Annotated in this window: 23 protein-coding genes and 1 tRNA gene; 11 read left to right on the forward strand and 13 right to left on the reverse strand. The window is 70.0% G+C overall.

Annotated elements, in window-relative coordinates:
• The first annotated feature begins 6 nt into the window (after positions 1-6).
• Together B116_RS0114100 and otsB are read left to right on the forward strand one after the other, a co-directional pair.
• A complete protein-coding gene (locus tag B116_RS0114100) occupies positions 7-1,407 on the forward strand; it encodes an alpha,alpha-trehalose-phosphate synthase (UDP-forming) (protein WP_018724034.1) in 1,401 nt (466 codons plus the stop codon).
• Entirely contained in the window at positions 1,404-4,007 is a 2,604-nt protein-coding gene (gene otsB / locus B116_RS0114105; protein WP_018724033.1) for a trehalose-phosphatase, read from the forward strand. The genes B116_RS0114100 and otsB overlap by 4 nt, the downstream gene beginning before the upstream one ends.
• Before the next feature lie 194 nt (positions 4,008-4,201).
• Here the strand turns inward: otsB and cobA are convergent, their stop codons facing one another.
• From cobA to cobC, 3 genes are read right to left on the reverse strand one after another with little or no spacing between them, the layout of a single operon-like run.
• Entirely contained in the window at positions 4,202-5,482 is a 1,281-nt protein-coding gene (cobA, locus tag B116_RS0114110; protein ID WP_018724032.1) for a uroporphyrinogen-III C-methyltransferase, read from the reverse strand.
• Between the two features lie 34 nt (positions 5,483-5,516).
• Positions 5,517-6,608 carry a nicotinate-nucleotide--dimethylbenzimidazole phosphoribosyltransferase gene (gene cobT, locus B116_RS0114115; protein WP_018724031.1) on the reverse strand — a complete coding sequence of 364 codons (1,092 nt, stop codon included), beginning with the start codon at positions 6,606-6,608 and terminating at the stop codon, positions 5,517-5,519.
• Positions 6,608-7,729 carry an Rv2231c family pyridoxal phosphate-dependent protein CobC gene (cobC, locus tag B116_RS0114120; protein ID WP_050591873.1) on the reverse strand — a complete coding sequence of 374 codons (1,122 nt, stop codon included), beginning with the start codon at positions 7,727-7,729 and terminating at the stop codon, positions 6,608-6,610. Before cobC ends, cobT begins: the two co-directional genes overlap by 1 nt.
• Positions 7,730-7,850: 121 nt before the next feature.
• Between cobC and B116_RS0114125 the strand changes: the two genes are divergently transcribed.
• Together B116_RS0114125 and B116_RS0114130 are read left to right on the forward strand one after the other, a co-directional pair.
• Complete coding sequence (locus tag B116_RS0114125; protein WP_027660445.1) at positions 7,851-9,983, forward strand: transglycosylase domain-containing protein; 2,133 nt, start codon at positions 7,851-7,853, stop codon at positions 9,981-9,983.
• 78 nt (positions 9,984-10,061) lie between these two features.
• Positions 10,062-10,880, forward strand: coding sequence for an SURF1 family cytochrome oxidase biogenesis protein (locus B116_RS0114130; protein WP_018724028.1), 819 nt, complete (start codon positions 10,062-10,064; stop codon positions 10,878-10,880).
• 77 nt (positions 10,881-10,957) lie between these two features.
• Here the strand turns inward: B116_RS0114130 and B116_RS0114135 are convergent, their stop codons facing one another.
• The 3 genes from B116_RS0114135 to B116_RS0114145 form a co-directional block, all read right to left on the reverse strand.
• Positions 10,958-11,164, reverse strand: coding sequence for a hypothetical protein (locus tag B116_RS0114135; protein ID WP_027660446.1), 207 nt, complete (start codon positions 11,162-11,164; stop codon positions 10,958-10,960).
• A 224-nt stretch (positions 11,165-11,388) separates the two neighbouring features.
• Positions 11,389-12,735 carry a dipeptidase gene (locus B116_RS0114140; protein WP_018724026.1) on the reverse strand — a complete coding sequence of 449 codons (1,347 nt, stop codon included), beginning with the start codon at positions 12,733-12,735 and terminating at the stop codon, positions 11,389-11,391.
• Positions 12,722-13,402, reverse strand: coding sequence for a uridine kinase family protein (locus B116_RS0114145; RefSeq protein ID WP_027660447.1), 681 nt, complete (start codon positions 13,400-13,402; stop codon positions 12,722-12,724). Before B116_RS0114145 ends, B116_RS0114140 begins: the two co-directional genes overlap by 14 nt.
• Positions 13,403-13,538: 136 nt before the next feature.
• Here B116_RS0114145 and B116_RS0114150 point away from each other — a divergent pair, with 136 nt between their 5' ends.
• A complete protein-coding gene (locus B116_RS0114150; RefSeq protein ID WP_033667631.1) occupies positions 13,539-13,940 on the forward strand; it encodes a rhodanese-like domain-containing protein in 402 nt (133 codons plus the stop codon).
• A gap of 127 nt (positions 13,941-14,067) precedes the next feature.
• Here the strand turns inward: B116_RS0114150 and B116_RS0114155 are convergent, their stop codons facing one another.
• The 3 genes from B116_RS0114155 to B116_RS0114165 form a co-directional block, all read right to left on the reverse strand.
• Positions 14,068-15,621 carry a cobyric acid synthase gene (locus B116_RS0114155; RefSeq protein WP_027660449.1) on the reverse strand — a complete coding sequence of 518 codons (1,554 nt, stop codon included), beginning with the start codon at positions 15,619-15,621 and terminating at the stop codon, positions 14,068-14,070.
• The gene (locus B116_RS0114160) at positions 15,618-16,619 is read right to left on the reverse strand and encodes a cobalamin biosynthesis protein (protein WP_027660450.1); all 1,002 of its coding nucleotides are present in this window, start codon (positions 16,617-16,619) and stop codon (positions 15,618-15,620) included. The genes B116_RS0114155 and B116_RS0114160 overlap by 4 nt, the downstream gene beginning before the upstream one ends.
• 294 nt (positions 16,620-16,913) lie before the next feature.
• The gene (locus tag B116_RS0114165) at positions 16,914-17,738 is read right to left on the reverse strand and encodes a single-stranded DNA-binding protein (protein ID WP_027660451.1); all 825 of its coding nucleotides are present in this window, start codon (positions 17,736-17,738) and stop codon (positions 16,914-16,916) included.
• Between the two features lie 301 nt (positions 17,739-18,039).
• Here B116_RS0114165 and B116_RS0114170 point away from each other — a divergent pair, with 301 nt between their 5' ends.
• The 3 genes from B116_RS0114170 to B116_RS0114180 all read left to right on the forward strand — a co-directional run bounded on the left by B116_RS0114170 (position 18,040) and on the right by B116_RS0114180 (position 19,727).
• Positions 18,040-18,429, forward strand: a complete 390-nt coding sequence (locus tag B116_RS0114170) for an HPF/RaiA family ribosome-associated protein (RefSeq protein ID WP_018724020.1) — start codon at positions 18,040-18,042, stop codon at positions 18,427-18,429.
• Between the two features lie 102 nt (positions 18,430-18,531).
• Positions 18,532-19,569, forward strand: a complete 1,038-nt coding sequence (locus B116_RS0114175) for an alpha/beta hydrolase (protein WP_027660452.1) — start codon at positions 18,532-18,534, stop codon at positions 19,567-19,569.
• Between the two features lie 85 nt (positions 19,570-19,654).
• A tRNA-Arg gene (locus B116_RS0114180) sits at positions 19,655-19,727 on the forward strand.
• 261 nt (positions 19,728-19,988) lie between these two features.
• Here the strand turns inward: B116_RS0114180 and B116_RS0114185 are convergent.
• Positions 19,989-20,300 (reverse strand): hypothetical protein, encoded by a 312-nt coding sequence (locus tag B116_RS0114185; RefSeq protein ID WP_027660453.1) that lies wholly within the window; start codon positions 20,298-20,300, stop codon positions 19,989-19,991.
• Positions 20,301-20,375: 75 nt separating this feature from the next.
• Here B116_RS0114185 and B116_RS0114190 point away from each other — a divergent pair, with 75 nt between their 5' ends.
• Entirely contained in the window at positions 20,376-20,831 is a 456-nt protein-coding gene (locus B116_RS0114190; RefSeq protein ID WP_027660454.1) for a hypothetical protein, read from the forward strand.
• Positions 20,832-20,905: 74 nt separating this feature from the next.
• On the opposite strand, the gene B116_RS0114195 is transcribed toward B116_RS0114190, so the two are convergent.
• Positions 20,906-21,100 (reverse strand): hypothetical protein, encoded by a 195-nt coding sequence (locus B116_RS0114195; protein WP_018724016.1) that lies wholly within the window; start codon positions 21,098-21,100, stop codon positions 20,906-20,908.
• A 461-nt stretch (positions 21,101-21,561) separates the two neighbouring features.
• Here B116_RS0114195 and B116_RS0114200 point away from each other — a divergent pair, with 461 nt between their 5' ends.
• The gene (locus tag B116_RS0114200) at positions 21,562-22,368 is read left to right on the forward strand and encodes a helix-turn-helix domain-containing protein (protein ID WP_027660455.1); all 807 of its coding nucleotides are present in this window, start codon (positions 21,562-21,564) and stop codon (positions 22,366-22,368) included.
• Positions 22,355-22,546, forward strand: a complete 192-nt coding sequence (locus tag B116_RS0114205; RefSeq protein WP_027654463.1) for a DUF397 domain-containing protein — start codon at positions 22,355-22,357, stop codon at positions 22,544-22,546. The genes B116_RS0114200 and B116_RS0114205 overlap by 14 nt, the downstream gene beginning before the upstream one ends.
• Before the next feature lie 89 nt (positions 22,547-22,635).
• Here B116_RS0114205 and B116_RS0114210 read toward each other — a convergent pair whose 3' ends face one another.
• Together B116_RS0114210 and B116_RS0114215 are read right to left on the reverse strand one after the other, a co-directional pair.
• Entirely contained in the window at positions 22,636-24,333 is a 1,698-nt protein-coding gene (locus B116_RS0114210; RefSeq protein ID WP_027660456.1) for a hypothetical protein, read from the reverse strand.
• 280 nt (positions 24,334-24,613) lie between these two features.
• A complete protein-coding gene (locus B116_RS0114215) occupies positions 24,614-25,141 on the reverse strand; it encodes a hypothetical protein (RefSeq protein ID WP_033667635.1) in 528 nt (175 codons plus the stop codon).
• Positions 25,142-25,299: the final 158 nt, after the last annotated feature.

Genomic DNA, 25,299 nt, shown 5'->3' on the forward strand with positions numbered 1-25,299 from the left:
CCCAACGTGACCGTCCGCAGCTCCTTTGTCGTAGTGGCCAATCGACTGCCCGTCGACGAGGTGAGCACACCCGAGGGACGGCAGTGGCGACGCAGCCCGGGTGGGCTCGTGACCGCACTGCATCCTGTTCTCGCCGAGCACCACGGCACCTGGGTGGGCTGGGCCGGCGGCAAGGGGGCCGCGCCGGAGCCGTTCGACCTGGAGGGCATCCGGCTACATCCGGTGCCGTTGAGCGCGGAGGAGTTGGAGCGCTACTACGAGGGGCAGTCCAACGCCATGATCTGGCCGCTGTACCACGACGCGGTCGAGACTCCGGTATACAAGCGCCGCTGGCGGGAGACGTACCGGCTGGTGAACGCCCGCTTCGCGGAGGCCGCATCGGAGGTCGCGGCGGAGGGCGCCACGGTCTGGGTGCAGGACTACCAACTCCAGTTGGTGCCGGCGATGCTCCGCGAGCTCCGCCCCGACCTACGGATCGGCTTCTTCCTGCACATCCCGTTCCCGCCGATCGAGTTGTTCATGCAGATGCCGTTCCGCACCGAGATCCTCCGCGGGCTACTCGGCTCCGATCTGGTGGGCTTCCAGCAACGACTGGCGGCGCAGAACTTCGTCCGACTGGCCCGGCACCTGCTCGGGCTGCGCTACGAGGGGCAGATGATCCAGGTCGACGGCCGTCGGGTGAAGGCAGGCGCGTTCCCCATCTCCATCGACACGCAGGAGATGGAGCGACTGGCGGTGGATCCGGCGATCCGGGCGCGGGCGGAGGAGATCCGCAAGGAGCTGGGGAACCCACGCACGATCATCTTGGGGGTCGACCGGCTCGACTACACCAAGGGCATCGAGTTACGACTCAAGGCCTTCCGTGAACTGCTCTCTGACGGAAAGTTGACAGTTCCGGACGCGGTTATGGTGCAGGTAGCGACGCCGAGCCGGGAACGGGTGGAGCACTACCAGGCACTTCGCGTAAAGGTGGAACGCGAGGTTGGTCGGATAAATGGCGAATTTGGCCGGGTTGGGGTACCGGCGGTGCATTATCTGCACCAGTCGTACAGTCGCACCGAACTGGCCGCGATGTACGTCGCCGCCGACGTGATGATGGTGACCCCGCTGCGAGACGGAATGAATCTGGTGGCCAAGGAGTACGTAGCAGCGCGCGCCGACCGGGGTGGCGCGCTCGTGCTGAGTGAATTCGCCGGCGCAGCCACCGAGCTGCGTCAGTCGTTTCTGTGTAACCCGCACGACCCGGACGCGGTCAAGGAGGCCCTACTGCGGGCCGTGCACGTAGAGAAGCCGGAGGCCCGTCGCCGCATGCGGACAATGCAACGTCATCTGCGCACCCACGACGTGGGGCACTGGGCGAAGTCCTTCCTCACCGAACTCGGCGTGCCGGGACCGGATGCCTCGTGAGCACCGGCACCACACTCGGCAACCCGGTCGGTGGCGGCCTGGAGCAAGAGCTGCGCACCGCGATCGGCCGCATCGCCCGCGTCCCCCAGCTGCTGATCGCCTGTGACTACGACGGCACCCTCGCCCCGATCGTCGAGGACCCGAGCCGGGCCGTACCGCTGCCGGAGGCCGCGGCGGCGGTACGGGCGCTCGCCTCGCTACCGCAGACCAACGTGGCGGTCGTCTCCGGGCGGGCACTGCGGGACCTGGCCGCCCTGTCCCGGCTGCCCAGCGAGGTCCATCTCGTCGGCAGCCACGGCTCCGAGTTCGACATCGGCTTCGTCGAACGGCTCTCCCCCGAGCTGGTCGCCGTCCGCACCCGGCTCCGCGACGCACTGCGCGAGATCGTCGCCACCCACCCCGGAGTTCGACTGGAGCGCAAGCCGGCCAGTGTCGCCGTACACACCCGCGGGGTTGACCCGCAGGTCGCCGCCGCAGCCGTCGAGGCGGTCCGCAATGGCCCCGCGACCTGGGACGACGTCACCGTCACCCAGGGCAAAGAGGTCATCGAGCTGTCGGTGGTCGCCACCCACAAAGGCACCGCCGTTGACCAGCTGCGTACCCAGCTCTCCGCCAGCGCGGTGCTGTTCATCGGCGATGACGTCACCGATGAGAACGCGTTCGGCAACCTGCACGGGCCAGATGTCGGCATCAAGATCGGGCCCGGCGAGACCAAGGCGCAGTATCGGGTAGCCGAGCCGATCGAGGCCGCCCGCGCCCTCGGACTGCTACTGGAGACCCGACGGAACTGGCTCTTCGGCGAACGGGCGGTGCCGATCGAGCGGCACTCGATGCTGGCCAATGGCCGGACGGTCGCGCTCGTCACCCCCGAAGCCAAGGTCACCTGGCTGTGTAACCCGAAGCCCGACTCCGCCGCGATCTTCGCCGACCTGGTCGGTGGCAGCCCCGCCGGCTACTTCAGCGTCGTGCCGGAACGCGGTGGCATCCCGCTCGGGCAGCGCTACCGCTCCAACACGATGACCGTGGAAACTCGATGGTCCGGTCTGACCGTGACCGACTGGCTGGACACCCCAACCACCGAGACCACACCGGATGGGCCGGCGATCGTCAGCGCCGACTCGACCCTGGTCCGGGTGCTCACCGGACGCGGCCGGGCGCAGCTCGAATTCGCCCCCCGGCCCGAGTTCGGCCAGGTCGCCGTCCAGCTCCAACCGCTCGATGACGGGCTGCTGGTGCTCGGCTCCAACCACCCGGTCGCGCTCTACTCCCCCGGCGTCACGTGGGAGGTGGTCAGCGACGGCGTGTACGAGACGGCGAAGGCCGTCGTCGACCTCTCCGCCGCGAGCGAGCCGGTCGTGCTGGAGATGCGCTTCGGCACCCACAGCCTGGAACACCACCGGCAGCCGATTCACGAACGGCAGGCCGCGGCGGAGCAGCCCTGGAAAGACTGGGTGGCCACGCTGCGGCTGCCGACCACCGGTCGGGACCTGGTCGCCCGCAGCGCGCTCACCCTCCGCGGGCTGTGCCATCAGCCGAGCGGTTCGATCCTGGCCGCCGCGACCACCTCCCTGCCCGAGGAGCTGGGCGGCGTCCGCAACTGGGACTACCGCTACTGTTGGCTCCGCGACGCGGCGCTGACCGCCCGCGCTCTGGTCGACCTGGGTTCCACCGACGAGGCCGAGGCGCTGCTGCGCTGGATCGACGGAGTCGTTGACCGCACCGGTGGACACCCCGAACGGCTACACCCGCTCTACACGGTTGACGGATACGAATTGGGCGCCGAGGCCGTCATCGACACCTTGCCCGGCTACGCCGGCTCCCGACCAGTCCGGGTCGGAAACCTCGCCAACCACCAGCTCCAACTCGACGTCTTCGGTCCAATCGCCGACCTGATCGCGGCCGTGGCCGACGCTCGCGGCTCCGTCCGGGACGACGAGTGGCGGGTCCTGGAGAACATGGTGGAGGCGGTCCGCCGCCGCTGGCACGAACCGGACCACGGCATCTGGGAGGCGCGCCTGGCGCCCCGACACCACATCTTCTCGAAGGTGATGTGCTGGCTGACCGTCGACCGGGCGCTGCACGTGGTCCGCAAGCACGGCGGCGCGGAGCAGCCCGAGTGGGTGGAGCTACGCGACCGGATCGGCGCCAACGTGCTCGAGTTCGGTTGGCACGAGCAGGCCGAGGCGTACAGCGTCGCGTACGGGCACGAGGACAGTGACGCCTCCTCACTCTGGATCGGCCTCTCTGGCCTGCTCCCCGGGGACGACCCACGCTTCGTCTCCACCGTCCTCAAGATCGAGGCAGATCTCCGCAGCGGGCCGGTGGTCTACCGCTACCACTGGGAGGACGGCCTACCTGGTCGGGAGGGCGGCTTCCACATCTGCACCTCGTGGCTGATCGAGGCGTACCTGCGCACGGGCCGCCGCGGCGACGCGGAGGAGCTGTTCGCCCAAATGATCGACACCGCCGGGCCGACCGGACTGCTGCCCGAGCAGTACGACCCACTGACCGAACGCGGGCTGGGTAACCATCCGCAGGCCTACAGCCACCTTGGCGTGATCCGCTGCGCCCTGCTGTTGGACAACATGCTCAAGCAGTGAGCTGCGACCCCGACGCGCACCGCGTCGGCCGAGTCTCCTCGTGGTGGCGGCCCCGCACCGGGGCCGCCACCACGAGCACCGGCCACCACGAACACCGATCGCCACTGGCCTTTGAGGCCCGCCACTGCCGTTGGGCCACCACGAGCACCGATCGCCACTGCCGTTGGCCCACCACCACGAACGCCGGGCCGCCCTCAGGAGTCCAGCGCCCCGACCACGTCGCCGACGACCACGATCGCCGGGGGACGGAGGCCCGCCGCAGCCACGTCGGCTGCCACCACGCCGAGCGTGGAGCGGATCGTACGCTGGTCGTCGGTCGTGCCCTCCTGCACGACCACGGCCGGGGTCTGGGCCGGGCGACCGTGGGCGAGAAGCGTCGCGGAGATCGCTGCCAGATTTTTCAGTCCCATCAGAATCACCAACGTCCCGCGCAGCCCGGCGAGGTGCTCCCACCGCACCATGGAGGCGGGTGAGTCCGGCGGAACGTGCCCGGAGACCACGGTGAACTCGTGCGCGACGGCCCGGTGGGTCACGGGAACACCGGCGCCGGCCGCGGCGGCGATCGCGCTGGTCACTCCGGGTACCACCGTCACCGGTACACCGGCACCGGCGCAGGCCAGCAGCTCCTCGCCACCACGACCGAAGACGTAGGGGTCGCCCCCCTTGAGCCGGACCACGGCCTTGCCGGCCAGCGCCCGATCCACCAAGATCCGGTTGATCTCCTCCTGCGTACGGGCCGGGCCGTAGGGAATCTTGGCCGCGTCCACCAACTCGACCTCGGGGCCCAGTTCGTCTAGGAGCAGCCCGGGAACGAGCCGGTCGGCGACCACCACCTCCGCCTCGGTGAGCAGCCGCCGTCCCTTGACAGTGATCAGCTCCGGGTCACCCGGTCCCGCGCCGACCAGGGCGACCCGCCCACCGCGGCGGGTGGGGCGCGGCGAAGCCTGCCCGCGATCGACGTCCACCGGCTCCGAAGCACCGCCGGCCCCGGCATCGACCGATGGCGGAGCCAGCCGGCCCGGCCCGGCGGCGAGCAGGTCCCGGACGGCGTCCCGAACGGCCATCGCCCGGTGGGGATCACCGCCGCCGAGGACCGCCACTGTCACCGGGCCCTGCCGGGTCACGGCCGGTGTCCACGCGGTGGCGGCGACGCGGTCGTCGGCCCGAACACAGAAGATCCGCCGCTCGTCGGCCACCGCGCTGATCGCGGCGGCGGCGCTCGGGTCATTCACCGCGACCTGCACCAGCCAGGCGCCGTCGAGGTCGTCCGGGTCGAACCGCCGCCGCTGCCAGCGCAGCCGTCCGGCGTCGGCATGGGCACGCAGCGCTGGGGTCAGCTCCGGCGCGACCAGGAGGATGTCCGCGCCCGCCGCGAGTAGCGCCGGCACCCGGCGGGTGGCCACTACTCCGCCGCCGACCACGACCACCCGCCGACCGGCCAGCCGCAGACCGAGCGGGTACGGATTGCCGCTCACGCCGCCGTTCCGCCAGGTCGGACGGTCGGTGCACTCATTTCTGCGCCACTCCCGCCGAGTCGAAGGTGGCGACCTCATGCAGCACGCGGACGGCGCCCGCGACCACCGGTAGCGCCAGCAGCGCCCCGGTGCCCTCGCCGAGGCGCAGCCCAAGGTCAACCAAGGGGGTTAGCCCCAGCCGGCGCAGTGCCACCGTGGCTCCCGGCTCGACCGAGCGGTGGCCGGCCACCATCGCGCCGGTGGCGGCCGGGGCGAAGGCCGCGGCGGCCAGCGCGGCCGAGTCCGCGATGACGCCGTCGAGCAGCACCGGCACCCGTCGGGCGGCGGCGCCCAGGATCAGCCCGGTCAGGGCCGCGTGTTCCAGGCCACCAACCGCGGCCAGCACGCCCAGCGGGTCCGTCGGGTCCGGCTCATGCCGACGCAGCGCCGCCCGGACCACCTCGATCTTGCGCTGGTGCGTTGGATCGTCCACTCCGGTGCCCCGGCCGGTCACCGTGGCGGGATCAGCCCCGGCGAAGACCGCGATCAGCGCGGCGGCCGGCGTGGTGTTGCCGATACCCATATCCCCGGTGAGCAGGATGGCAGCTCCGGCATCGATGAGTTCGCCGGCGACTCGAATGCCAGTCTCCACCGCGGCCCGGGCCTCATCCCGAGTGAGGGCAGCAGTGACGGCCAGATCCCGGGTACCGCGCCGGACGTTCGCCTCGACCAGCCGGGGTCCGGCGCCGCTGGCCGGGCGCGATCCGGACGGTACGGCCGCGACCGGCGTTGGCGGCGTGGCGACCCCGACGTCCACGACGGTGACCGCGGCGCCGGCTTGCCGGGCGAACGCGTTGACCACCGCCCCGCCGGCGAGGAAGTTGCCGATCATCTGCCCGGTGACCTCCTGCGGCCAGGGCGTGACGCCCTGGGCGTGCACACCGTGGTCTCCGGCGAAGACGGCCACCGCGGCCGGCTCGGGCAGCGGTGGCGGGCAGGTGCCGGCCAGGCCGGCGAGACGAATGGCGAGGTCTTCCAGCGCCCCGAGGGAGCCTGCGGGTTTGGTCAGCCGGCTCTGCAGATCCGCGGCGGCGGCCATCGCCTGCTCGTCGAGCGGTCCAATCGCCGCCCTCGTCGTCTCCAGCATCATCCCTCCAGAATCTCTGCCAGCACGATGGTGAATGCGTCGGTCGTCGCCGGATCACGAACCGCGATCCGCAGCCAGTCCGGCCCCAGCCCAGGGAAGGTGTCGCCGCGGCGCACCGCCCAGCCTCGCTCGCGCAGGGCACGACGTACCGCGTCGGCGCCCGGGTAGTGAACGAGGACGAAGGCGCTCGTCGGCCGGCCGACGACGTGTACCCCCGGTAGGGCCGCCAGGCGGGCGAGGAGGTGGTCGCGGTCGGCGGCGAGATCAGCCGCGATCTGGCGTTCCGCTTGCTCCGCTTCGGGGCCGGCGCAGGCCGTCGCGGCAGCGAGGGCCGGGGTGGAGACCGGCCAGAGCGGCTGCACGGCGGCCAGGCGGTCCAGCAGCTCCGCGGCACCGAGCAGGTAGCCGACGCGCAGCCCGGCCAGCCCCCACGTCTTGGTAAGGCTCCGCACCACCAGCAGGCCAGGCAGGTCGGACCGGGCAGCAAGCGACTCCGGCTCGCCGGCGACTCCGGGCACGAGGGTGGTGTCAGCGAACGCCTCGTCCACGACGAGAACCCGGCCGGGCCGGGCGAGCGCGGCCACATCAGCGGCCGGGTGTAGCACCGAGGTCGGGTTCGTGGGGTTACCGATCATGACTAGGTCCGCATCCGCCGGGACCCGGGCGGGGTCGAGCCGGAACCCGCTGCCGGGGTCGAGCAGCACCCGCTCGACCCGGTGCCCGGCTGCGCGCAGGGCCGCCTCCGGCTCGGTGAACTGGGGGTGCACCACCACTGGGCGGCGGATTCCGCGCAGCGCCTGGGCGATCAGCACGAAGCCCTCGGCAGCGCCGGCAGTGAGCAGCACCTGCGCCGGCGGCCGACCGTGTCGGGCGGCGACGGCGGCCCGCGCCGCGGTGGAGTCCGGGTACCGGGCCAGGTCCCCGAGGGCAGCGGTGATCGGGTCGGCCAGCCAGTCCGGCATCGAAGCCTGGCGCACGTTCACCGCAAGATCGATCAGCCCGGGTACGGCCTCGACATCTCCATGGTGGCCGAGGTCGAGCTCAGGTGCCGCCGGGGTGTCCGCCGGGGCATCCGGCAGGTTGTCCGGCGCGGCCACTCCCCCGCTCGACTGCGTACGCATGACCGCGATCCTGCCGGGAAGGGGGCGCGTGGCACAGCGCATCGGGACGTGGGCCACGTCACGGGCGACGGGTTAATGAATATTTCTCTAGTACGAATCGGAAATGTCATAACTTGGCCCTGTGAGCAACCGTCCCCTTGCTGCCGCCGGCCGTCTCGTCCCACTTCTCCGTGCCGGGCTCATCGCCGGCATCGTCATCGCCGCCCTGGCCTACCCGATCGTTGCCGCAGCCGGCCTCGGCGCCAAGGTCACGGCGCACGCGATGGAACACAAAACCAAGATCCTAAAAACGGCCCTGCCAGCCGAGACCTCGTACCTGTACGCCCCGGATGGCAAGACCGTCCTGACGATGTTCTACGAGGAGTACCGGCAGTACACAAAGCTCGCCGACATGTCGCCGAACATCCAGCAGGCCATCGTCGCCGCCGAGGACGCCCGCTTCTACCAGCACAGCGGCGTCGACCCCAAGGGCATCGCCCGCGCCTTCGTCGCCAACGCCCGCTCCAGCGGCATCTCCCAGGGCGCCTCCACCCTCACCATGCAGTACGTCCGGATGGCCCTGCGGGACAGCGCCAACACCCCGAAGGAGGTGCAGGAGGCGACCCAGCAGACCAGCCTGCGCAAGGTCCGGGAGATGCGGATGGCCATGGACCTGGAGAAGGAGCTGACCAAGGAGCAGATCCTGGAGCGCTACCTCAACTCCGCGTACTTCGGGCATCGCGCCTACGGCATCTACGCCGCCAGCGAGATCTACTTCTCGAAGACCCCGAAGGACCTCTCCGTGGTCGAGGCCGCCACCCTCGCCGGACTGGTCAAGTCGCCATCCCGGTTCGACCCGGCCAGTTCCGATCAGAAGGAGGCGACCGCCCGCCGCAACTACATCCTGGACCGAATGACCGCACTCGGCTACCTCTCGCCGAACGCTGCCACCAGCGCCAAGTCCGAACCGATCCAGCTGACCCTGAGCTACCCGTCCAACGACTGCGCGTCGGTGCCGTCGGAGTGGAACAGCTGGGGGTTCATCTGCGACTACGTGAAGAACTGGTGGAGCGCCCAGCCCGCGTTCGGCGAGAACCGCCTGGAGCGGATGGACAAGCTGCGCCGAGGCGGGTACCGGATCGTGCTCAGCGTAGACCCGAAGATCCAGGAGGCGGCCGAGGAGAACGTCGGCACGAAGGGGAACACCGGCAGTCCGTTCGCCAACGGCATCGTGCTCACCGAGCCCGGCACCGGGCGACTCAAGGCCATGGCGGTGAACCGGACCTACTCCCTGAACCTGGACGAAAATCCGCTCAGCGGCAACCCGGAGGCCGGCCCGAAGGTCAAAGCCAACTACCCGAACACGGTTACCCCCCTGCTCGGCGGCGGTGACCTCCCCGGCTACCAGGCGGGATCGACCTTCAAGATGTTTCCGATGCTCGCCGCCCTCGATGCGGGTATGACCCTGAACACCGCCTTCAACGCGCCGCACCGGTACCGGTCGGAGGTGTACAACGGCTGGGCCCCGTCGAACGCGAGCGGCGCCATGTCCGGCATGCAGACCATGTGGTCCGGCTTCGGGAAATCGGTCAACACGTACTTCGTCTGGCTTGAGGAGCAGGTCGGGGCAGACCGGGCGGTTCGCCTCGCCGAACAGCTGGGGCTGCGCTGGCGCACCGATGTGGACCGGCACCACGCCGCGCCGGCGAACGCGAAGACCTGGGGCGCCTTCACCCTGGGGGTCTCCGACGCCACCCCGCTGGAGATGGCGAACGCCTACGGTGCCGTCGCGGCCGAAGGCCGCTACTGCGAGGCGATCCCGGTGCAGGCGATCTACAACCGGGACGGCACCCCGGCGGTCTTCCGGACAGCCGGCGGGATCGAGCGGGAGGTCGCCAAGCCCCGCTGCCGCCAGGTGGTCAGCGCCGACGCCGCCCGGGCCGCCACCGACGCCGCCCGCTGCCCCACCGGCGACACCCCAGCCCGGGGCGGCTGCGGCGGTTGGTCAACGGCGGACAGCGTTCGCGGCACCGTCGGCCGGCCGGTGGCCGGCAAGACCGGTACCACCGACAGCACCCGGTCGGCCTGGTTCGTCGGGTTCACTCCCGAACTAGCCGCGGCCAGCTTCATCTCCGACCCGGACAACCCCTTCAACGCCGTCGGTGACGGCCAGTCGCAGATTCCCATCCACGCGGTCGCCAACACCCTGCGCGACGCGCTGGAGGACAAACCGACCCGCGACTTCACGCCCCCCTCGGACGCGATCGTCGGCTGACCTGGGTGCCTACCCGGGCAAGGGGCAGACACCACCGGTGGTCGCGCCGATCGGCCCGCTCCGCCTCCGGGTAACCTCATGGCCGTGTACCGGTTCCTGCTGACGCCACGCTGGCTTGGCGCGCTCGCGCTGACCCTGGTCGCGGCGGCGATCATGGTGTTGCTCGCCGACTGGCAACTGGCTCGCTACCACGACCGCACCGCGATCAACGAACAGATCGACGCTGGTCAGCGGATGGACCCGGTGCCACTGCCGGAGGCGGTAACCACCCCGACCGGGAACGCCGGCACCGTCGGGCCCGCCCCCGCCACCGAGCGGACCTGGACGAAGGTCAACGCCACCGGGCAGTACGACACCGCGAACGTGATCCTGGTCCGGGGGCGCTCGCTGGACCGTACGGTCGGCTTCGAGGTGCTGACCCCGCTGATGCTGACCGACGGCACGGCCGTGCTGGTCAACCGGGGCTGGGTCCCGCCCGCGCCGGGCGGAGACGCCACCGTCCAGCCGACCGTGCCCGCGGCCCCCGCCGGCCCGGTGACCGTGACCGGCCGGATCCGCGCCGGTGAGGGCGGCTCGCTCCCGGTCACCCGCCGCGACGGCAAACTGGAGACCCGCCGCGTCAGCCTGCCCAAGCTGGCCGGGGAACTGCCGTACCCGATCTACGGCGGCTATGTGCTGCTCGATCAGCAGACCCCGACCGCCGACCCGACCTTCCAGGCGGTACCGGTCGGCTACACGAACAACTGGCAGAACTACGGGTACGTCGTGCAGTGGTGGATTTTCGCCGGGATGACCCTGCTGGGCTTCGGCTACTTCGCCCGGCGGGAAGCCCAGCGACGGGCCGGCGTGGTGCGCGAACGTCCCACCGACCGGACGGCCGAAACAGCCTCCACCTGATCATCACGTGCGACGTCCGCGCCGCCGCCACACCGGCACCGCGGGCGGGCGGCGCAGGCGGACGGCACAGGCGGGCGTCAGATCGAAACGGGCTCCTCGATGCGCAGGCCCCGGGCGCGCACCCCGTCAGCGACCCGGGCAAGCGTCGAATCGAGTGTGACCAGCGCGGCCGAGAGCTGACCAAGCCGCTCCTTGAGTGACTCATCGGACCACGCGGAGACGTCAACGTCCCCCAAAGCACTGGCGGCGGCCTCCAGGCGGGCCATGACCTCGTTCGTACTCATGTACGAAGGCTATACCACCCGGGTGACGGACACGCCGGAAACGCCCAGCTAGAACAGGACGTTATGGTTCCGACACCTGGCACAGCTGGGGACGTGCCTGCGGAGGTACCACCACCGCAGGCACGTCCGCCCGCAGACCGCTCAGGAAGGCTGTGGCCAACCCCGGCAAGAGCTCAACCCCGCTGGCCCATGCAACCCTGCTGGCAGCTCAACCCCGCTGGGGCTCAGGCACGCCCAGCGGTAGCGACGTTCCGCAGCAACAGCGCCTCGGCCAGGCACACCCGAGCGAACTCCCCCAGGTGCAGGCTCTCGTTCGGGCCGTGCGCCCGGGCGTACGGATCTTCCACACCGGTCACCAGGATCGCGGCCTGCGGGAACATCTCCTGGAACGTGGCGATGAACGGGATCGAACCGCCGACCCCGATGTCCACCGGATCGGTGCCGTCCCAGGCGGTACGGAACGCGGAGCGAGCCGCGTCGAACATCGGGCCGGAGGCGTCGATGCGGCAGGGTTCGCCGTCGTGCTCCAGCGTGACCGACACCTGAGCACCCCACGGAGCATGCTTGCTCAGGTGCGCACGAAGCGCCGCGTACGCTCCCTTGGGGTCATCACCCGGCGCCAGCCGCAGGCTCAGCTTGGCCTTCGCGGCCGGGACCAGGGCGTTCGGCGCCTCCCCGGTGGCCGGCGCATCGATGCCGAGTACCGCTAGGGCCGGCTTGGTCCAGAGCCGGTCCGTGATCTGATCGGTGCCGATGAACTGCACACCCTCCGCCAGCCCCGCCTCGGCGCGGAAGCGGTCCTCCGGATAGTCCACCGCCGCGCCGCCGCGGCTGACCAGCCCGTCCACGGCCACGTTCCCGGCGTCGTCGTGCAGGGTGGCGAGCAGCCGGGCCAGCGCGGTCAGCCCGTCCGGCACCGGGCCGCCGTACATGCCGCTGTGCACGGCGTGGTCCAGCGTACGAACCTCGACGAAGCAGTTCACGATCCCACGCAGCGACGTGGTCAGCGCCGGCACGCCGATGTCCCAGTTGGTCGAGTCGGCGATCACGATGACATCCGAGGTGAGCTCGTCCCGGTACTCGGCGAGCAGCCCGGCCAGCGAATCGGAGCCGTACTCCTCCTCGCCTTCAATGAACAGCACGACACCCACCGGCAGCGAGTCACCGAACGCCCGCAGCGCCGCGATGTGCGCCATGATGCCCGCCTTGTCGTCGGCGGCGCCGCGGCCGTAGAGGCGGCCGTCCCGCTCCTCCGGCTCGAACGGGTCCGACTCCCACAGCGACCGGTCACCGACCGGCTGCACGTCGTGGTGGGCGTAGAGCAGCACGGTCGGGGCACCGGGCGGCGCCGCCTTCGTCCCGATCACGGCCGGCTGCCCACCGGAGCGGGCCAGCCGCACCTCTAGGCCGCAGTCCCGCAGCAGCTCCGCGACCGCTGCCGCGGAACGCTCCACGTGGCTGTGGTCGAAGCCGTCGAACGCGATACTCGGGATCCGGACGAGACGCTCGAGATCCGCCCGCACGCCGGGCAGCTCCCGTTCAAGCGCGGCCCGCAGGTCAGACTCGGACATGATCGATGTTGTCATGACCGGCATCGTATGCCCGCCTTACCGACCGGCCTCGCCGCAGGTAGTACCGGGCGCGGTCGTGGGGCAACACCGGCGCGCCGTCAACCACCAGGTCCGCCCGGCCGCAGGTGCCGTCGGCGGCGAAGTGGGCCCGCTCACCTGCGTGCCAGCGGCGCAGCTCCGGCAGAATCCCGGGGCCGTCCCGGGTCACCGCCCGGGTGAGCCGCAGCTGCGCTGGGGCGGTTACGAACATGGCGAGGCTCAACTCCGGCGCCACCGCGGCACGCGCCGCGCTCACCCCCTCCAGCAGCAGGACCGGTGCCGCCGGCACCGGCACCGGGCGGGGCAGGAACGACCGCCGGACCCAGCTGAACCGCCGGTACTCCCCGGCCCGCCCCGCCCGCACCGGCGCCAGCACCCACTCCTCCAGCCGGGACCAGAAGGTGAGCTGGTCAGCCCAGCCGTCGAGCAGGTCGTCGGTGTGTATCACCACCGGCCGGGCCCGGCCGGGCCCGGCGGCGAGCGCATCGGCGAGCCGCGCCGTGAACCAGCTCTTCCCCGCGCCGCTGGGTCCGTCCACAGCCACCAGCCGGGTCTTCCCCAACCGCGCCGGCGCCGCACACACCCGATCTGCCAACCGGGCGTACGACTCCATCACCGCTACCGCCACGGCCTGACCGTATCCGGCGGCGCAGCCGCGCCACCTCGGTCCGTCGCCCGTTCGAGCGGTCGTACCGCTGGCCGACGCCGTTCGACCGCGCGTTGCCGGGCACGGGCGGCATGATCGGCTGGTGTCCCACAGCGTGATGAGTCCAGGCGTTGATGCCCTGTTGGAGCAGGCCCGCGTCGGGGTGCGCCGGCTGACCCCGCACCAGGCCGTCGAGGCGATCCGCGCCGGGGCGTTGCTGATCGACACCCGCACCGAACGGCAGCGGGCGGAGCAGGGTGAGCTGCCCGGCGCGATCGTCATCGAGCGGGCGGTGCTGGAGTGGCGGCTGGACCCGGCCAGTACCTGGCGGATCCCGGAGGCCACCCGGTACGACCGGGAGGTCGTGGTGGTGTGCCGGGAGGGCTACAGCTCCAGCCTGGCCGTGGCGGGCCTACGCGCGCTGGGCCTGCGTCGCGCCACCGACATCATCGGAGGGGTGCAGGCCTGGCAGGAGGCGGGACTCCCCCTCTCCGACCGCCCCGCCGACATCCGTCACTGACACCGGCACCGGATCCCGTCAGGCGGCGGGATCCCCGTCACGCGGCCGAATCCCCGTCACGCGGCGGGATCGGCGTTAGCTGGCCGGATCGGCGTCAGGCGGCTGCCCGTCCGGCGGCCGGCCCGGGTCAGGCGGCCGGGTCCCCGTCGGGTGCGCCCGGCGGGATGAACGGCAGGCCCGACGGTGGGCCGGTTTCAATCAGCCGCCACAGTGCGGCGGTGTCCAGGTGCTCCTCGACCAGATCCCCGAGCAGATCCAGGGAACGTTCGCGGGCGCCAGCGAAGGAAGTGTCCGGGGCCGCCCGGAACCCGGATCGGCCAGCCTGCCGGGCCACCTCGGTCAAGAAACGGCGACGGAACCCATCCGACTCGAACGCGCCATGCCAGTGGGTGCCGTACACCGCCCCGGCGACCGCGCCCTCACCGGTGCCGTCGGCGTACGTGAAGAGCGGGGTGAGGTCGGGGTCGGCGGCCGAGACGTACCCGTGGTGGATCTCGTAGCCGCGGACCGGGACGCCATCCCACCCGGTGCCGGCCGACTGCCGGACCGTCTTGACCGGGTCGAAGGTGACCTCGACCGGCAGCAGCCCCAGGCCGGGTACGCTGCCCTGCCCGCTCTCCACCGGATCGTGGATGCCGCGGCCGAGCATCTGGAAGCCGCCGCAGACGCCGAGCAGGGGCCGCCCGGCGGCGGCGTGGGCGAGCACGGCCTCCGCGAGGCCGGTCTGGCGCAGCCAGGCCAGGTCCGCCACGGTCGCCTTGGAACCGGGCAGCACGACCAGGTCGGCGGCGGCGAGCTCGGCGGGCTCGACGGTGAGACGCACCCGCACGCCCGGCTCGGTGGCGAGCGCCTCGACATCGGTGGCGTTGCTGATCCGGGGCAGCCGGACCACGGCCACGTCCAGCCAGTCGCTGCCGCGGGGGGCGGCCGGGCGGCCGAGCACCCGCCCGTACGCCAGCGAGTCCTCCGCGTCGAGCCAGAGGTCAAGTGACCAGGGCAGCACCCCGTAGGTGGGCCTTCCGGTGACCTGACGCAGCATGTCCAGGCCCGGCGCCAGCAGGCCCGGGTCGCCGCGGAACTTGTTGATGACGAATCCGGCGACCAACGCCTGATCGGCCGGCTCCAGTAGGGCCACCGTGCCGAACATGGAGGCGAACACCCCGCCCCGGTCGATGTCCCCGACCACGATCGCGGGCAGGTCGGCGTGCCGCGCCAGCCCCATGTTGACGTAGTCCCCGGCCCGTAGGTTGATCTCCGCCGGGCTACCCGCCCCCTCGCAGATCACCACGTCGTAAGCCGCCCGCAGCTGCGCCAGGGCCGCGTACGCGGTTTCGGCGAGACGGGGGCGAAGCTGCCGGAACGAACCGGCGGTGAGGGTGTCGACCGCCTCGCCGAGCAGCACCACCTGGCTGCTCCGGTCGCTGCCCGGCTTGAGCAGCACCGGGTTGAACCGCAGCTGGGGGGCCAGGCCACAGGCCGCTGCCTGCATCGCCTGCGCCCGGCCGATCTCACCGCCGCGCCCGTCCGGGCCGACGACGACCGCCGAGTTGTTGGACATGTTCTGCGCCTTGAACGGCGCCACTCGTACGCCCTGCCGGTGCAGCCAGCGACAGATCCCGGCGGTGAGGACGCTCTTGCCGGCGTCCGAGGTGGTTCCGGTGACCAACAGCCCGCCGCTCACCGCCGCCTCCCGCGTACGATCTGTTTCCCGCCGCTGATCGCCCGGCGGCCCCCGGCGGTGAGCAGACGCCCCACGGTCAGCGGGTACGCCGTCGCGAGCCCGAGCGTGGCGAGCCCGACGACGGCGGAGATCCGGGCCATCCGAGGAAGGTGGCTCGCGTCTGGACGCGGGCCGTCGCCGAGGAACGGACGCACCTCGACCCGGCCGGCGTAGACGTTGCGCCCACCGAGCCGGACACCGAGCGCCCCGGCGGCCGCCGCTTCGCACTGCCCGGCATTGGGGCTGGGATGGTCGTTCCGGTCCCGGCGCCAGACCCGCCAGGCCCGCTCCCGGTCCCCTTGGGCCAGCGGCGCCCCGGCGACCGTCAACAGCCCGGTCAGCCGAGATGGTACGAGGTTGAGCAGGTCATCGAGGCGGGCCGCGGGGGTGCCGAAGCGCGCGTACCGGGAGGAGCGGTGGCCAACCATCGCGTCGAGTGTGTTCGCCGCCCGGTAGCCCAGCAGCCCGGGCAAGCCGGCGACCGCGCCCCAGAACAGCGGGGCGACGACGGCGTCGGAGGTGTTCTCGGCGACCGACTCGACAGCGGCCCGAGCCAGCTCCGGCTCGTCCAGTGTTGACGGGTCCCGCCCGCAGAGGTGGCCCAGGCGTTGCCGGGCCGACGGCAGGTCACCGTCGCCAAGCGCCGCACCGAGCACCGCCGCCTCACGACGCAACGTGCGCCCACCGAGCACGGCCCAGGTGCCGGCGGCTACGACTACGCCCCGCGCCAGGGGACGCCCTCGGGTGGCGACCGTCACCGCGGCACCGAGCGCCACCGGCACTCCCACCGCCAGCGCGGTGTAGGCCGCGCCAGCCGCCCGGTCCGGCCGGTAGATCCGCCGCTCCAAGGAACTCGCCGCACGGCCGAACCCGGCCACCGGGTGCCAGCGGCGAGGGTCGCCGACCAGCGCGTCCATCGCGTAACCCGCGACTAGCCCCGCTACCGTCGCCTGCCGCACCGGCCATCACCTCCGGCCGGTCAGCGTAGCCGAGCCCCACGTCCGGCCCGCCCGACCGTCTCGCCCCGATCCGTCGGCGGCGGACGGAACCGGGCGGCGACCCGGACGAAAACGGTGCCGGTGAGTGACGGCCCGACAGACGCGCGGGGTGACAGCCCGATGGACGCGCGGGGTGACAGCCCGATGGACGCGCGGGGTGACGGCCTACGCCAGCCGGCACCCCGCCCCCGTCGCGCCCTTTCCCCACCAAGCCGTCACCGGTCGGCCTGAACCACCGACCGAGACTGGTCGGCGTCAGGCGGACACCCGCCCGCGGCCCCGCCGGGCTCGACTACCACCGGGTGGCGGCTCGGCGCTCTGCCCAGCCGGATCGACTTGGCCGGCTTCGTCGGTCGCCTCCGCTGGCAGGTCGGGGCTCCCGACGAAGGCTGGCCCGTCGGTCTGACCAGAGCCAGCGACGCCCCGGTCCGCGTCGGCAATCGGAGCATCCAGGAAGTCCACGTCGGCACCGGCAGCAGGCGGGTGGTCGTGCAGCGCGGGCAGCTCGACCCCCTCGTCGATCTCCTCGTCGACTTGCTGGTCGGCTGGCTGGTCGACTTGCTGGTTGGTGGGGGCGGCCGATGCCGACTCGGTCTGCGCACCAGGCACCCCCGGCTCCGCTACGGGATCCGTTGTGGGACCCATTCCAGGATCCGCCGTGGAACCCGCTGCGGGATCCGCCGTGGGATCTGCCGTGGTGCCGGCCGTGGCCACCGGTCGATTACGCAGAAACCGACCCCGACCGCGGGAAAGGTCGTGCCCGACCGCGACGGCTTCCAGTTCGTAGTGGGTTCGATGGCTGCCGGCGTCGTCGGTCCAGTCCCGGGTGTGGAGCCGCCCCGAGACGATCACCGGGTCGCCGACCATCACCGAGGTCACGACCCCCTCGGCGAGCCGACGCCAGCAGTTGACCCGAAGGCGGAGACTGTTGCCGTCAACCCAGCGACCGCTCTCGCGGTCGAGGCGGCGCGCGGTGGAGGCCACTTTGAAGTTGGCCACCAGGGTCTGGCTCTGGTTGGTGCGCCGCCACTCGGGCGCGGTCACGGCGGTGCCGATCACCGTGACGTGGGTGTCGAACATCGTCCCTCCCGGGTCAGGTTGTCATCGCAAATTGCTCGACCTGAGCCTGTCCGGCCCCGTCGGGCGCTGCCATCTCGCTGGGAGTGAGCTGTGGACAACGAAGCAGGGTGTGGACAACAACCTGTTCAAAGGCCCAGTGTGCTAGGGGCCTCTGGCCCTGGGACAGCAGCGGAGCAAGCAGCAGAATTGACAATGTTCCGGAACGACAAAAGTTGGGTATACCTGGATCAACAGCTAGTAACCGGACGAAGGGGTCAGTGATCATGATGACGATCACCACCGGCACCGGCCAGGCGCAGCCATGAGCGGGGTCACCAACCCGGCCACCGTCAACGAGTGCCTCCGAGTGGGAGCCGGCTTCGCGCAGAGCGACCGGTCCTGGATCGCCGACCATTTCGGCATGCTCGATGCCCGGCTCGCCAGCTTCCACGCCGACGCCACCGAGCTGGAGGTATCGGTCAAAAACCGGGAGACGAAGGGTCAGAAGGTCACCCTGGAGTGCTGGATCGCCGGCCGGCAGAAGATCGTCACCACCTCGGCGGAGGAGGATCTGCAGGCAGCGCTCAACGACGTCCGGGACGACCTGCGCCGCCGCCTCAACGACGCGAAAACCCGACAGGAGCCCCGGCACAACAAGCACCTGCGCGACACCGACCCGCCAGCCAAGGCAGCGCAGGACGCCGACGGCTGACGGTTCGCAGCACCACCAGCTCGGACGTACCCCGGCCCTCCTCCAGCACGACGCCTGGAGGAGGGCTACCGTCCGGTAGCTGGCCGGCGTACCGTCGCAGTCGTGGAACCAGACGTGCTGGGGCCGCCCTACGAGCGGCACACAATCGACCTGGGCAGCGACGACGAGGGCCCGGTGGTGGCGACCCTGGTGCGCCGCCGCGCCGAACGGCCCACCAACCGTGCGGTGCTCTACGTACACGGATTTGTCGACTACTTCTTCCAGACCCACGTCGCCGACCACTTCGCCGCCCAGGGCTGGGACTTCTACGCCCTGGACCTGCGCAAATACGGTCGCAGCCTGCTCCCGCACCAGACGGCGAACTTCTGCCTGGACCTCGGTGACTACTTCGCGGAGCTGGACGCCGCCGTAAAGATCATCAGATCGGACGACGGGCACGACACCCTGCTCGGCATGGGCCACTCCACCGGCGGCCTAATCGTCTCGCTCTGGGCGCACGCCCGGCGGGACGCCGGCGTGGTTGACGGGCTCTTCCTCAACAGCCCCTTCTTCGACCTGAACCTCCCCTGGGTGCTGCGCCGCCCCGCAGCGGCGGCCGTCGCCCGCCTGGCCCACCGGTCACCCAAGCGCACCCTCGCCAACGGCCTCAGCACCGTCTACGGCGAGAGCCTGCACGCCAACCACCGCGGCGAGTGGAACTACGACCTCGCCTGGAAACCACTCGGCGGCTTCCCGATCCGGGCGGGCTGGCTGGCCGCGATCCGGCGGGGCCAGCAACAGCTCCGCGCCGGGCTGAACATCCCGGCACCGATGCTCGTGGCCGCCTCGACGCGCAGCTTCAAGGGGCTGAAGTGGCGGGAGGCGGCCGCCAGCGCCGACTCGGTGCTGGATGTGGAGCACATGGCGCGCTGGGCGCCCCGGCTCGGCCGGCACGTCACCCTGCTCCGGGTCGACGGCGGGCTGCACGACCTCACGCTCTCCGCGCCCGCCGTACGCGAGACGGTCCTGACGGAGGTCGGACGCTGGGCCGATGGGTTCCTCGGCGCCGGGAGAGTTGACAGCGGACTCCCAACAGCGCAAGCGGCACCGCCGACGCCCCACCAGGCCGCCGGGGCGACGTCAACGGCGCCCCAGGCCTGATTGCCGCCGGACGCGGTCACCGCCACCCGCTCCCCCGCCGACCGGGCCCGCGGCGGTACCCTTCTCGGGCAACAATCCACGGCGCGCGCCCGTAGCTCAGCGGATAGAGCAGGGGACTTCTAATCCCAAGGCCGCAGGTTCGAATCCTGCCGGGCGCACCGGACTTTCTTGCAGCCGAACCAGCCGCATGGGGCTATACGTGGTGCGAACGCGCTGGGGAGGTAACTGGACCAGTTCCGGGATGATCAGCTCACTGCCGGCGCGATGCCGACGGTCAGCGGCGGGCGCGGTGGGTCACCATGCGTTTCACCGTGCCGTCCGGGTTGAAGTTTGTCCACTCGGGCCGCAGGTCGTGCAGCCGCAGCCCATCGAGGCCGGCCAGCTATCGGCGAAGCGAGGTGGCCCGGCAGGGCGACGCGTCACCTTCGCCGGAAAAGGAGGTCTGACCTTAGGGCGTCGTTGAGCTTGGGGTCGGCGGCCATTGCCACCGACCAGCCCTGTCGTTCGAAGGGAACTCCGGCACGCCGAAGAAGCAGGAACGCGCCGGCCAGCATGACCAGGGAAAGCCAAGCGTAGGAGAAGACCGCATCTGCCAAGCTGACGTCATCGGCAAGCGCAACAACGGCGAACGGCACCAACTGCGGCACGATGGCCAGCCGCCCCAGCCACAAGGCTGACTGGTACGCCGGTCGTCGGCGGATGACGGCCAAGTCCTCGTCACTCATCGTCACAGGCCGACGGTAGACGACTGCCGCAACGAGCGACCGGGCCGGGCAGGTACCTGACCAGCGTGGGAGGATGAGCCGGTGGGGGACATCGACAGGCTGCTGCCCCGCCCACGCACACCGCGGGACTATCTGGACCTCGTTACGGACCCTCGAATCGATCAGGACGGGCTGCAGGCTCTTGCCCATTGTCCCTACTCCTTCGTGCGGCTGGCTGTCGCCAAGGACATCCGCACCAACACGACGACGCTGGCCGAGATGCTGGCCGGCGAGTTCGACCAGTGGGACCGAAACACATTCCTCCGGCTCGTCGCTCAACACCCACAAGCGGACCGAGAGGTCCTGCTCAAGGTTTTACAGGAGACCGAGGCCCTGCTCCGTCAGCCCGACATGCGACCGTACGCCGCAGCGATCGCCCTAGCCGGTCGACAGGAGTTGGACATTCATGAGGTCCGCGGCCTACTTGGCCTACCGGGCGCGTCGAAACGGATGCGCCGAGGCATAGAGCGGGCACTCCTTCGACGGGGCACCCGATGAGTTCGCACTCAGCTTGGGCATTCTGAGGCTTCTCGGCCGGGCGGCCAAATGGGGTCGAAATTCTTTCCACTTCGTCACCGGAGCACGCCGATGACGACGGCGGCAACAACGATCACCACCACAAGTACTGCCGTCAGCTTCTGCCGGGTGGTGAGTGGGCTCGGGTCCGGGGGGCGACTCGCCCGCACCCAATCGCCATCGGGCAGTGGGGGCGTCCCCGACGGGTCGCGGTTGGGGTGCAGCTCAGGCGGTCTTCGGTCGTCGGTCATCACAGCCTCCGCAGCCCAGCAAGCACAGCTCGAAGCACGTCCTCGCGGGTGTGAAAGACGCGCGCTCTCCCCACCGCCCGCCCACCAAGCCCCACGCTCAGCAAACGCGCGGACCTGCCTTCAGACACGGCCGGTTTAGACGGATTCAAACCGTTCGAGCCTACTGAAGCGGCCCAACGCTTTCGCTGCGGCAAATCTTGGTTGACGACTGTCGGCACAACGACACTTCCAATCTGAATGGACATTGGTAATCTCGCCCCCGCCTGACCCCGCAATTGAAGGGCGACCCCCGACAGCGCCTCCGGCGGATTCGGATCACTCCACCGACCGACGCTCTACCTCCAGGTTGGATGCCGCAGACCTGGGATTTCCAGGTACGTGTGTCTACTGGGTTGCTGTGGGCAAACGCCCGCCCCCGGGTAGCGAGACGGGTAGTCGATCACCAAATTGAGGAGTGCTGAATGACCGATGTGCCAGGGCCAATCGCCGACTTCATCGTGAGTGAGATTCGCCGTGCCAGAGGCGCGGCCGGCTTGACGCAGGAAGCCTTCGGGCGGGCGGCCGGATACACCGCCTCACACGTCAGCGCCGTGGAGAACGGCAGCCGCGCACTCACGATCGACTTCATCCGGGGGACCGACCGCGCGCTCAAAACCGGCGGCCTGTTCGAGCGGCTGGCCTCCAAACTGGGTACCCCGTCCTGGTTCCTGCCGTGGCTGGACGCGGAGCGCACCACGACCCAACTTCGCTACTTCGAGCCGATCCTGATTCCCGGTTTGCTCCAGACGGAGCACTATGCACGGACGGTTCTCCGCGCCGATGACAGCCTCAGCGACAGTGAGGTCGAGCAGTTGACCACCGCTCGGCTGGAGCGACAGAAGATCCTGACAAACGATCACCCGCCGCAACTCGTCGCGGTGCTGGACGAGGGCGCTCTTCGGCGCACCGGCGACAGCTTCAGCGGGATCATGGCACAGCAGATCGCCCATTTGATCTCCATGACGGAGCTGCCGCACGTACACGTGCTGATCGTCCCCGCCGCCACCGGCATCCACATCGGGCTGTCGGGGCCGTTCGCGCTGGCCCGATCGAATGAGGGGCGGTGGATCGGCCACCTGGAAAATCAGCTCGGTGGAGAGGTGGTCGACAAAGACGATGGAGTGGCTAAGCTGCACATGATGTGGGAGAGCGTTCGTAATGAGGCTCTGCCGCGCAACCCGTCCGTCGACCTGTTGAAGGAAGTAGAGACCTACCATGGACCTCAATAGCGCCCGGTGGAAGAAGTCTACCCGTAGCGGTTCGAGCGGCGGCAACTGCGTCGAGGTCGCCGACAACCTGCCGGGAGTCGTCGGCGTCCGGGATTCCAAAGACCCGAGCGGTCCGGCGCTGGTGTTCGGGCCCACGGCCTGGCGTGCGTTCGTCGCGCAGCTCCCCGAGCAGCCCTGACCCACCCGCCGAGAGCAGGCACCTAGCGCACGCAGAGAATCCCCAGCCCCGTCTTGCAGGGCTGGGGATTCTCGTTCGCTACCCGCCGATCAGCCGAAGCAGTTCTCGATCGGGTCCGGGCTGCCCTCGCAGTTGGTCGGGGAGTTGCCCTTGATCGCGGACTTGTTGTCCACCGTGAACTCGCCCCGCTCGTTGAACGCGCCACCGGGCGCGAAGGTGGAGCGGTTGTGCGACACCTTCGAGTTCGACAGGTCGACCTCGCCGCGCACGTTGTAGACGCCGCCAGCACGGCTGCCTGCGAAGTTGTCGGAGATCGTGCTGTCCCGGAAGGTGACCATGCTCCGGTGGTTGGCTACACCACCACCCCGGACGGACCGGTTCTTCTTGATCTCACTCTTCACCACGTTGGCGACGGCACCGTCCCGCAGGTTCAGGCCACCACCATCCACGTCGGCGACGTTGCCCTGCAGTTCTGTTTCCTTGAGGTGGAGGTTGCTCCGGTCGACTGCCGAGATGCCTCCACCGGATCCCGCCATGTTCCGCTTGATCTGTGACCGCTCAATCGTGGTGTCGCCGCCGACGTCCGACAGACCCCCGCCGGGGCCGAACGTTGCGTTGTCGGCGATCTCGGCCTTTTCGATCCGGACTGTGCCACCGGCAATGTCCCGCCGGTCAGCTGCGATAAACTTCGCACCGTTGGCGATGCCGCCGCCGGCGCTGACGGTGTTGTTGGTGGTCACCTTGGACTTGCTGATCTTCAGCACACCCGCGTTGAAGATCCCACCACCCGGCAGCAGAGCCGCGTTTCCGTCTGCGGTGGTGTGGTAGAGCTCGGTCTTGCCGAAGTTGGCGATCCCGCCCCCGACTCCACCAGCCTGGTTGTCGACGAGGTGGGTCTTCTCGAACTCGGCCGTGCCCCCGTCCTGCACCAGGACACCACCGCCGTCGTTCGAGTGCCGTTCGTGGTGGTCGTTCTTTGCATCTTTGCCGCAGTCTCCGCATGGGGGCATAACACCACCCGGGTCGCCGTCCTGGGGCGCGTCCGCCGAGTTCGAGAAGGGGGGCATCTCCCCGGGATCCGCAGCCCCATCAACCGGAATGTTGATCACCAGCGGACCGACTTTACCGCCCTTGATGACCAGATCCTTGACCTTCAGGTGTCCGCTCCGGCCGACGTTGAGGATCCGGAACAACTCGGCGTTGTCGGCCCGGACGATTTTGGTGTTGTCGCCGAGGAGCGTGATGCGCTCTTCGATGATCGGCAGGCCGTTGCCCTCGTCGTCGGAACGGGTCAACGTGTAGGTGCAGTCCTTCGCCAACTCCAGTACGCCACCCTGATTGTTGTTGGCGTAGACAATCGCCTGAATCAGCTTGTCAGTCTTACAGGGCACCTCCTTCCCGCGCTTTTTCTTCCCCCGATCTCCCGCGTCGCGGTTGCCGTCCCAGTCACCCTCGCGGCGGTCTTCCCAGCCGCCCTCGCGGCCCTCTTCCCAGCCGCCCTCACGGTTGCCGTCCCAGTCACCCTCGTGACCCTCTCGGCCCTCGTAGCCCTCGTAGCCCTCGTAGCCCTCGCGCCCCTCGCCGCCCGTGTCGGCGCCCTGACCTCCGCTGCTGGCGATCTGGGCCGCACTCTGGGCCAGGTCCCGGGCGCCGGCTCCGACCCCGGTGAGACCAACCGCGGCGATGCTGACCGCCCCGGTGAGACCGGCGGCAAGCCAGAGCTTGCGTCGCCGCTTCGACGCGGCCTGCGGGTTGACGGCATTGTTCTGAGCTTGGTAGTTGGACATTGAGCTCTCTGCCCTCTCCTCATACCAGAAAGGGACATATCACGTAAAGGTGAACGCCCCTGCTACAAANNGGTTGTAGCCCCCAGAAGCACAGTATGAGAACCTTTCTCGTTTTGTGGGCTTACCTCGAGTAAACCCACAAATGGCTTACCGCAGGGCGTTCAGGACGATCACCAACACCGGTATCAGGTGGTATAAGCCAATAACGCAGGTAGCGCGCTACCAGGCCAGAGAATGCCCTTACGACCGGATTGAACAGTTATAGCCGATCTGTGGCCCTTCAGTCATCGCATACCGTATCGGCGTAGCGAGCAAATTCTTCGGGCGTGTGAAAGTCGGCAACGAAGCCGCCAGGTTCCCCGGCCGCCCACTGCTTGGTAAGGATCGCGGCGGAGCCCGTATGGCCGCGCAGCTCGCTGATCCGAAACGGAAAGTCCTTCACTGCGCCAGGGTTTTCGTTCCATGCGCGCAGGCTGTAGAGCTGGCTGTCATCTAACGACGGTGGCGCCAGCTTCGTCTGCCAACCAGCCGCCGGATCAAGCAGTACGACTTCCTCCGCGGTGTGGGCGCTGCGAGCAGGATCCCGCTCAAGCTGGATCACCTCGTCGGCGACCCCGCCATCGTTCAGGCCGAGGTAGAGAATGATCGTGTCGGCCCCGGCCTTGCCCCGGCACCAGTCGAACACCCCGACCAACCGGCCGTCGGCGTCCAGCCGCACCCCGACCACACCCTCGATAGGCACGCTACATCCGGTCAGCCCGGCCAGCGCCAACGCGCACATCAGTCCCAGCACCACCGTCCGTCGCATCTCACCAGCATGCGAATCGACGGTCACCAGGCCATCACGGCGAGCTCCCCAAACGACAACAGTTGATTTCCAACGGCCACCGGCCCGGGCGCGGGCTTCGAAGGCAGCGGCGAACCCGACGAGGTCGCGCAGACTGCGGCCGAGGCTCCTGGCGCACG

The organism is Salinispora fenicalii (assembly GCF_000514815.1).
In the GTDB taxonomy this organism is placed as follows: Bacteria; Actinomycetota; Actinomycetes; order Mycobacteriales; family Micromonosporaceae; genus Micromonospora; species Micromonospora fenicalii.